The sequence below is a fragment of the Candidatus Sordicultor fermentans genome (genome assembly GCF_012728195.1).
GTDB lineage: Bacteria > Atribacterota > Atribacteria > Atribacterales > Caldatribacteriaceae > Sordicultor > Sordicultor fermentans.
The window spans coordinates 1-8,060 of sequence record NZ_JAAYFP010000169.1; the positions used below are offsets into that span (position 1 = coordinate 1).

7 protein-coding genes and 1 pseudogene are annotated in these 8,060 nt (G+C 38.4%); 2 read left to right on the forward strand and 6 right to left on the reverse strand.

The features are described from left to right. Both GXZ17_RS08575 and GXZ17_RS08580 read right to left on the reverse strand, forming a co-directional pair. Nucleotides 1-895: sugar ABC transporter ATP-binding protein (locus GXZ17_RS08575; protein ID WP_409376874.1), on the reverse strand; the 895-nt coding region annotated here is incomplete at its 3' end. A gap of 16 nt (nucleotides 896-911) precedes the next feature. Beyond that, complete coding sequence (locus tag GXZ17_RS08580; protein ID WP_409376875.1) at nucleotides 912-2,114, reverse strand: hypothetical protein; 1,203 nt, start codon at nucleotides 2,112-2,114, stop codon at nucleotides 912-914. Between the two features lie 251 nt (nucleotides 2,115-2,365). Here GXZ17_RS08580 and GXZ17_RS08585 point away from each other — a divergent pair, with 251 nt between their 5' ends. Then, on the forward strand, nucleotides 2,366-3,379 hold the full coding sequence (locus GXZ17_RS08585) for a LacI family DNA-binding transcriptional regulator (RefSeq protein WP_409376876.1): 1,014 nt from the start codon (nucleotides 2,366-2,368) through the stop codon (nucleotides 3,377-3,379). Nucleotides 3,380-3,732: 353 nt separating this feature from the next. Here the strand turns inward: GXZ17_RS08585 and GXZ17_RS08590 are convergent, their stop codons facing one another. From GXZ17_RS08590 to GXZ17_RS08605, 4 genes are read right to left on the reverse strand one after another with little or no spacing between them, the layout of a single operon-like run. After that, nucleotides 3,733-4,164 carry a PspC domain-containing protein gene (locus tag GXZ17_RS08590; protein ID WP_409376877.1) on the reverse strand — a complete coding sequence of 144 codons (432 nt, stop codon included), beginning with the start codon at nucleotides 4,162-4,164 and terminating at the stop codon, nucleotides 3,733-3,735. Between the two features lie 14 nt (nucleotides 4,165-4,178). Next, on the reverse strand, nucleotides 4,179-5,753 hold the full coding sequence (locus GXZ17_RS08595; protein ID WP_409376878.1) for a hypothetical protein: 1,575 nt from the start codon (nucleotides 5,751-5,753) through the stop codon (nucleotides 4,179-4,181). Further along, entirely contained in the window at nucleotides 5,750-6,532 is a 783-nt protein-coding gene (locus GXZ17_RS08600) for a hypothetical protein (protein WP_409376879.1), read from the reverse strand. The genes GXZ17_RS08595 and GXZ17_RS08600 overlap by 4 nt, the downstream gene beginning before the upstream one ends. Nucleotides 6,533-6,545: 13 nt before the next feature. Then, nucleotides 6,546-7,655 carry a hypothetical protein gene (locus GXZ17_RS08605; RefSeq protein WP_409376880.1) on the reverse strand — a complete coding sequence of 370 codons (1,110 nt, stop codon included), beginning with the start codon at nucleotides 7,653-7,655 and terminating at the stop codon, nucleotides 6,546-6,548. A gap of 239 nt (nucleotides 7,656-7,894) precedes the next feature. Here GXZ17_RS08605 and GXZ17_RS08610 point away from each other — a divergent pair. Then, a pseudogene (locus tag GXZ17_RS08610) lies at nucleotides 7,895-8,060 on the forward strand (ATP-binding protein); the annotation flags it as partial.

Sequence of the window (8,060 nt, forward strand, 5' to 3'; positions counted from 1 at the left end):
GATCTACACCATATATAGCTCGTAAGAGCTCTGTTCTTCCTGAGCCTACCATTCCTGCAATACCTAATATTTCCCTCTGATGGAGGGAAATATTTATATTTTCCAAGACTCCGGGGCGAGTTAATCCTTCCACTCTCAGAACCTCTTCCCCAATGGTATGGGAAACACGGGGAAATCTCTCACCCACTTCTCTCCCCACCATCATCCGGATAAGCTCTTCCACTTTTAATTCTTTCACTGGTTTTGTAGCCACAAATTTACCATCTCGTAACACCGTAACCCGATCACAGATTTCGTAAACTTCCTCTAAGCGATGAGAGATATAAATGATGGTAACCCCGCTTTCTTTCAGAAAGCGGATAATTCGAAAGAGAGTTTTTATTTCTTTTTGAGCTAAAGCAGCGGTAGGCTCATCCATAATCAGAACCTTAGCATTATGAGAAAGAGCTTTAGCAATTTCTATTACTTGTTTTTTAGCTACCCCCAGGTCTCGAACTCGGGAGTTAACATCTATGTCTACTTCCAAAAAGTCAAGGAGTTTCCGAGCTTCTTCTTCCATTTTTTTCCAATCAACAAATTTTCCTCGAACAAAATGGTGACCCATAAAGATATTTTCTGCCACAGTCAAGGCAGGAATGAGATTAAATTCTTGATATATAGCAGCTATTCCGTTTTGCAAAGCATCGTGAGGGCTGCGGAAATTTATGGACTTACCCTGATAAAAAACCTCTCCTGACGTTTTTTGGTAGACCCCGGTGACAATTTTAATCAAGGTTGATTTACCCGCTCCGTTTTCTCCTACCAGAGCATGCACTTCTCCCCTAAAAATGTCAAAGCTAACTTCATCTAGAGCTACTACTCCGGGAAATTTTTTAGTTAGTTTATCAAATTCCAAAATAACTTCTTCCATTTCAGGATTTAGGTCCAAAGTGTTTTAGTATAACCAAATTTTCATTTTCACTTTCGTTGACTATAGTTATACCGTTTACTGCTGCTTCTTGAGTTACGAATAGCTCATCTTTAGTCATTTGACCAAAGCGAATCATAGTAGGGGTCTCCACTTCCAGGATTCCAAATTTACCTCTTCCCTCAATTACAATTAAGCCATAAGCCGCGTCTTCTCTTATGGTTACCTTGGTTCGGGGAAATATGGTGAGCTCTTTAGCAGAAAAATATTCAGTATTATATGCTATCCAGTATTCTTCATAGCCTTCTTTTTCCATTTCTTCTATGGCCTTAACCGGCTTAGGCTTTAGAAAATACTGGTTATAAAAATCGGGGTCTACGTTTAGTTCCCAATCTATGAGGTCAACTATATAGTCTAAATCTTTTTTATGTTCAGGAGGAACATCTTTTACCAACATATCCCAGGAAAGATATCTATCCCAGACAATATTTTGAAACATAGCAAAAACATCAGAAGCTCTCTGTGGCTCATAAGTAAGCAAAGACCCAGGAGCATGTAAAACTCCAGGAGGAACATTCCATCCGGTTCCCAATTGGAGTTTGTAGGCTCGGGAAAGATATAAAATACCATTATCCCCTTTATCCCAATTTTTCAGGCATTGAAGAATATCATCTCGAGTGGTTCCTGGATTCAAACCAAAAAAAGTATAAGGGAAATAGCCTCCATGGTTGTTCAATTGACGGGGAAAATAATACCCTTCTGGCTTTCCTTTTTGCCCTACTCGTGCTGCTTTTTCATCATCTAAATGAAGGTGGTGAGGAAGAGGATCCATGTTGTCGAAAAATTTAGCAAACATAGTCCAACCGCCATACTTTTCCATTATCTCTTTACCTAAAATATCTTTACCCATCAACTCTATAGCGTCTTTGAGAAGGATTTTTTCTACCCGAGGACCGTCTTCGATATAAATATAGCTTAACCCCTCATCAGGTAAAGTTTCTGGACCATTGTCAGCTCTAACTGTAGAGGCAAACCAACGTTCATCAATACCTCCTCGGTGAACGCCAAAAGCAAAATAATCATCAGGATGAAGTTTTAACCTTTTTCCCGGGATACAAAATGCTCGAGGAACCCAATTAGGAAACAAACGAAAAACTCCCTGCCCTTTTTCTAAGGCAATATTCAAAAGTGAGGCTGGATTAGACATTGTTTCATCTCCTTATTGTGGCATTTTTAAACACATCATAAGTTTAACATAAAACAAGAGATTTATTAATCTATAGTATTCTCTGACAAATTACCTTCTTTTTTTATTTAGTTTAACGTTTTTAGAAAACGTTAACAAATTAATTTGACTTTGTCAATGACTAATTTTACTATATACTAATTGGTACATAATATGTAACCTATGTAAATGTCTTATTTTATGAAAAACGTTTTCAAAAAAGGAGAAAAAGATTGCCTTCAATTAAAGAGGTAGCTCGCTTAGCGGGAGTTTCTATCACCACAGTTTCTCGAGTAATAAACAATAAGGGGTCAGTAAAAAAGGAGACTGCAGAAAAAGTTTGGGAAGCGGTTCATTTGCTTAATTACCAGCCTAATCTCTTAGCTCGAAGCTTGCGTAGTCAGCAATCTAGATTACTTGGCCTTCTCGTTCCTGATATCGAAAGTCCGGTTTTTGCTCGATTAGCAAAACATTTAGAAGAAATAGCCTCTAAAAAAGGTTATAGCTTGATTTTCTGTAATACTAACGATGATCCGGAGAAGGAAAAAAGTTACCTTGAGATCCTAATTCGGCGCCAAGTGGAGGGAATAATCTTTTCCCGGGTGTCAGATGAAAGTTTATTGTTTAAAACCCCTCAGTTATCTAAAATACCTTACATAGTTTTAGATAGGACTCTAGAAAAAGAAGAGGCTCCCACTATAAAATTAGATAACTACACAGCCGGAGTCCTAGCTGCATCTCATCTTTTGAACTTGGGTCACAAAAAGCTTGCTTGTTTAGCCGGGCCCCTGAAAATTAAAATCTGTCGAGAAAGATTCTATGGATTTCTGGATACCTTGGAGAAAAGCGGTATAGGCTTACGGGAAGAGCTTATCGAAGAAGGAGACTTTAAAATAGAAGAAGGGAGGAAAGCCATGAATAGAATTCTCAGTTTTTCTCCTCTAGAACAACCCACAGCTGTTTTTTCTATGAATGATTTGATGGCCATCGGAGCTATACAAGCAATAAGAGAAAGAGGATTATCTGTCCCTGGAGATATTTCTATCATAGGCTTAGACAATATTCCTCTTTGTAATGTGGTTTCTCCCCCTCTAACTACTATAGCTCAACCCTTTGATGAGATGGCTAAAGAAGGGTTGAGCCTTCTTTTGAAGCTTATTGAGGGCAGAAAAATTCGTAAAACAATAATAGTAGTGCAACCTCAGTTAGTGATAAGAAGTTCTACTGCTCCTCCTAGAAAGCGATAAGTTGTTCTCTTGTTATTCAAGAGCAATCGATTTATCAACTTTATCTTTTAGTGCTAATTATGAAAATTATAACCCGAAGAATGAGGATATTTGGAAAATGGTTAAAGGCCAAAATAGCTTTACCAATACCAGTAGAATGCAGATAAAACCCTTTTATCAACGTAGATTAATGTCTGTAAAGCTAAGATTGACTACTTTCTATTTCTTATAAACACCATTTCATTACTGCTTAACAATTCTAGTGGATGGTTTCTCCACTTTTTTGAGAGATTCTGAAATTTTTATCAATGGTAAAATTTTTAGAGCTCTTTAGACCGATTTTAAAGTATCTCTAGCCTCTTTATCTATGATCTTCATCGCTCCTCCTTTTTTCTTTCCCACAGTAGCAAAATACCAACTATAACCAGAGCAACTGGAAAGACCAGACGGACAAAAAAGCGAGAAGGCAACCATAAAGAGAAAAGGTTAAGGCAAAACCATATCAACCCCACAAAGATTAAGATCCAGGCAATAAGTTCTACATCTTTTCTCCTCTCTTCACTTTTCTCCCCGGGAATAGTTACATTTTCTTTTTCTGCTTTCTCTTCTATTGAAAGATTTTTAGGCTCCTCGGGAATAACAATCCAAGCTATAATATAGGCAATTATGGCTGCTCCTCCAGCCACAATAAGGACTACAGCTAAAAGTCTTATTAAAGTGGGATCAACACCGAAATACTCAGCAATCCCTCCACATACTCCTCCTAACATCCTGTCTGTTCGAGAACGATATAGTCTCTTTTCCAAATCAATTCCCTCCCCTAATCTCTTTTCAATTCAAAAGGATTAAACTCTTCTTCTTCATCGAAAAGACCTTCAGCTTTTTTTTCTGTATCTAAACCAGATAGATTCAGAGATAAAAATAAGCTACCCTCCGGCTCATACCAGGAAGCCTCCAGAGTTATGCAATCTTCTATTCTTTTACGTACAAAATACCTTTCTTCTTTCCATTCTCCCAGCTCAAAAGAATAAACTCCTTCCACTCCCAAGGAAAAGTCTTCATTTCCTAATCCTATTCCGGCAGTTAACTCTTCCCAATTTCCTTCATTGAGATTATAATCTCCTTGTAATCGTAGAAAGCTTTCTTCGTAATCTCCCCAGCAGGAATCCAAGGAAAAAATCTTTTGATCCCCGGGATCAAAAGAAAAAGGGCTTTCTCCTTGTGCTTCGCTGAACTGATAGGAGAGAGAAAGGTCCCATTTTGGGAAAACTCTCTTTTCCCACCATATTTTACTTCCCCAGCTGGGTATTATTTGCCCTCCAGTAAGATCTATATTCCAGAAAAAGAGTTCTAGTCCTCCCTCCTTTCCCTTCCATCCAGCATTTAAATAAAGGTCTTTTCTCCAGGTAGAAGACCCATCTTCTTCAAAATATCCCCAACTAAAAGTACTTTTCCAATTAAAACCTTCCTCAGGATTCTCTCCATAAGAAATAACCAACTGGGGAGAGCGAGAAACAAGACTTTGACCCACTATTTCATTATTTACACTTAAAGCCCAAAGAGAAAGACCACCTTCCTCGAGATGCACATATCCTCCCCAGGTATCTACGGCGCCTGGCAAGATATCCCAAAAAATTCTTCCTTCTCCTCGAGAAAGAGAGGTAACTAAATCTATGTTTAGTTCAGCCCCTTGCAAAGAAGAAATACTAAACTGAGACGTTAAAAGTAGGTTTTCAGTAAAAAGATAATCATAGTAACTACCTAAATACCATCCTCTTTTACGGCTATATCCTAAAGTAGGAGAAAAAGTAGCTCCCTCTTCTCCTAAGACTCGTGAGTAAAGCGGTAGTTCGAGTATTTTCTTTTCTCTAAAGTAGAAACTCAACCCTTCTAATACTAATCTGTCTTGAGGATAAATTACCACCTCTTTGGCTCTCAAACTGTAAAGAGGTGGGTCCTTTTCGCAGCCAGTAAGTAGAAGATTATTGCCTGTCCATTTACCTTTTAAATATTCTATTTTATCTCCTCGAAAATAGAGCTTCCCTTCTTCCCCTACTTTATAAATTAATTCTGCCTTTTTTACCCACCCTTCGTCCTGCAAGAAAGAATAATAGAATTGATCTCCTCGTACTTGGTCACCTCCCAAAGTAGCGTATAATGAATGGGGAACCCACAATTCTTGGGTAGAAATAAAAAAAACAATCTCTTCGGTAGTGACCTGAACATCTTGCCATTCTACCTTCACATTACCTGAAGCGCTGACCTTTTCCCTATCTCGGTCGTAAAGGACAAGGTCTGCTTTGATTCTTATCCCCTCCTGCGCCGGAAGAGAAGAAGAACAAAATAAGAGCAGGGAAAAAAATAAAAATAGTTTCCCAATCTTTATTTTTTTCACCGTTCCTTTTGTAAATCTTTAATCCTGGCTTTTACCTCTTCTATTTCATTATCTATCCCCTTTATTTTATCTTCCAACATTTTCTTTTGGAGTTCTAATTCTTTCACTCGTTCTTCCAGGCGTAAAATTTCTTCTTCTAATGCCGGTTTCCACTCCGGACGAGAATAATCGGGAGGAAGGTAAGGATTGTCCCAGGTAAGGTTAACCTCCTTACTAATTAGTTGAGGATCAATGGAAAGCCGGGCGAAATGAAGAGTAATATAGTCAGTATCCGGGTTAATTATGGGGTTACCCTCCTTGTCAAACCGGGGGAAATAAACTTTTCCTGTTACCTGATCGAAGATTTTTTCTTCAAATTCAGGAGGAAATTCTAAAGGATAAAATTTGTTTCCTCGATCGTCAACTAAGTAGGTATTCTGAGCAAATTTCATGGGATAAAGGGGTGCTCCCTTAAGTTTTTTGATGGTTACCTCAAATACCAAATAACGATTTATTCTTTCCCTCTGCAAAAAATCTTGATGGTAGGCCAATTCTTCTTCAGCAGAAAGCAAATTTTCTTTGCCGTATTTAGCTACCCAAGCCTGGACTACTTCTTCATTCCAGAATAAAGCTTCCACAGAAAAAGCATCCCCCACCTTAGTAGAACGAGTCCATTTTTTGGCCGTATCTCGGTATAGCTGGTCATAATCAACCTGCCCTTCTGCTATCCCTACCATTAGCATGAAAATACAAGCCAAAACCAGAGTTGTGATTATTTTACTTTTTATTTTACTTTTCATTTTAACCTCCTTGTTACCATTCCTCGTAAGGTTTTATCTCTACCTCTACCTCAGGTTCTTCCTGAGTTATAAACTCTTCCTCTCGGATTTCTTCTATTTCTTCTTGAGGAGCTTCTTCTTCCCATATTTTTCCTTGAAGAGTTTCTTCCTCCCAAGTTCTCTCGTATTCTGGCTCTAAGCTTTCTGTTGGTAGTGCTGTTTCTCCTATTAGAGGCCCAGCAACCTCTTTGGTCTCCAATATCTCCAAAAATAGCTCTGCACCTCTTTCTACTTTAGCTGCTTCACCTTGTATAAAGAACCCAGCCACTGCCCCTATGGGCCCAAGTAAGGCGAGACCAGCAATGCTGGTTATCACCGCATAACCCACTGCTTTATTCTCTTTGATTGATTTTTCTCCTAAACCTACGGGAATGGGAGTCCCATCACTAGCCCTTACGGTCCCGAAATCTATTTCTAAACGTCCCCCTTTACCAAATCCCCCCTTACGCTTGACTTTAGTCAATCTTCCTTCGCCTTCTGTTCCTTTAGATAATACCAAAACTCCACCTATACTTACATCCTCTGCCACTACGAAAGGAACTGGATCCCCCTCGTTATTTCTCTCTGAGTTGAGTTCCCTTTGAATATAAATTTTAACCAGAGTTCCTTCCGGAACCTGAACAGTAAAGGATTTAACTTTAGAGGAATCTACACAAGTTTTATATAAGCGATCTACTCGAACTCCTATAGGGTCATCACTTACTACTCCAAAAATCAAATCTTCCAGTTCTTCTAACTCAGCGATAAGAATTCCACTCTTTGCCGGTTCAGAACGGAGAGTTAAACGAATAGCTCTAATCTTAAAATCCAAAGAGGGTTCAGCATCTGTTCCAGTTAAAATGAAAGTTTTAAGGGTATTTACTCTATCCATAAGAGTTCCAGAAAGAGTGTCGCCAATTAAATCTCTCTCTATTTTTTCTACTCTACTCAAAACGCTCCCAGGTTGCGGTAGACCATAAAGAATTCTTTCCATACTCTCTAGATCTCTCACTAAGGGGGAAACTACTTCTTCTTGAGCCCCTACCGAAGTCAATAAAATCGAAAGCAAGAAACAAACAGCAAAAGGTAAAACTATTTTTTTCATCGTCCTCCACTCTCCACTAAAAATCGTTTATCCTTTCATCTTTAGCTTATTATACTCCAAAAGGGACTATTTTTCTCCCGTTTATGTCTTCTTTAATATCCACTTTTATTAAACTTTCAAGTCTTTTATAGGAGAGATAGAGATAGAAAAGAACTTTGAAATAAAGGGTCAAATCTTTTTTTTCTGCAAAAATGGAAAGCCTTTTATCGCTTCAGCTTTTCTCCCAGCCCAACTTGCGGCTTTTTCAGGTAATATCTGCATGCTATGAAAGACGCAGTGTCATCTTTACTACCAATCTGGAATTCAGCAAGTGGAATGAAATATTTTATGATGAGAAAATAACAGCCGCAATCATTGACATTTAATTCACCACAGTCATTTATTGGTCTTTTCCGGACCAAGTTA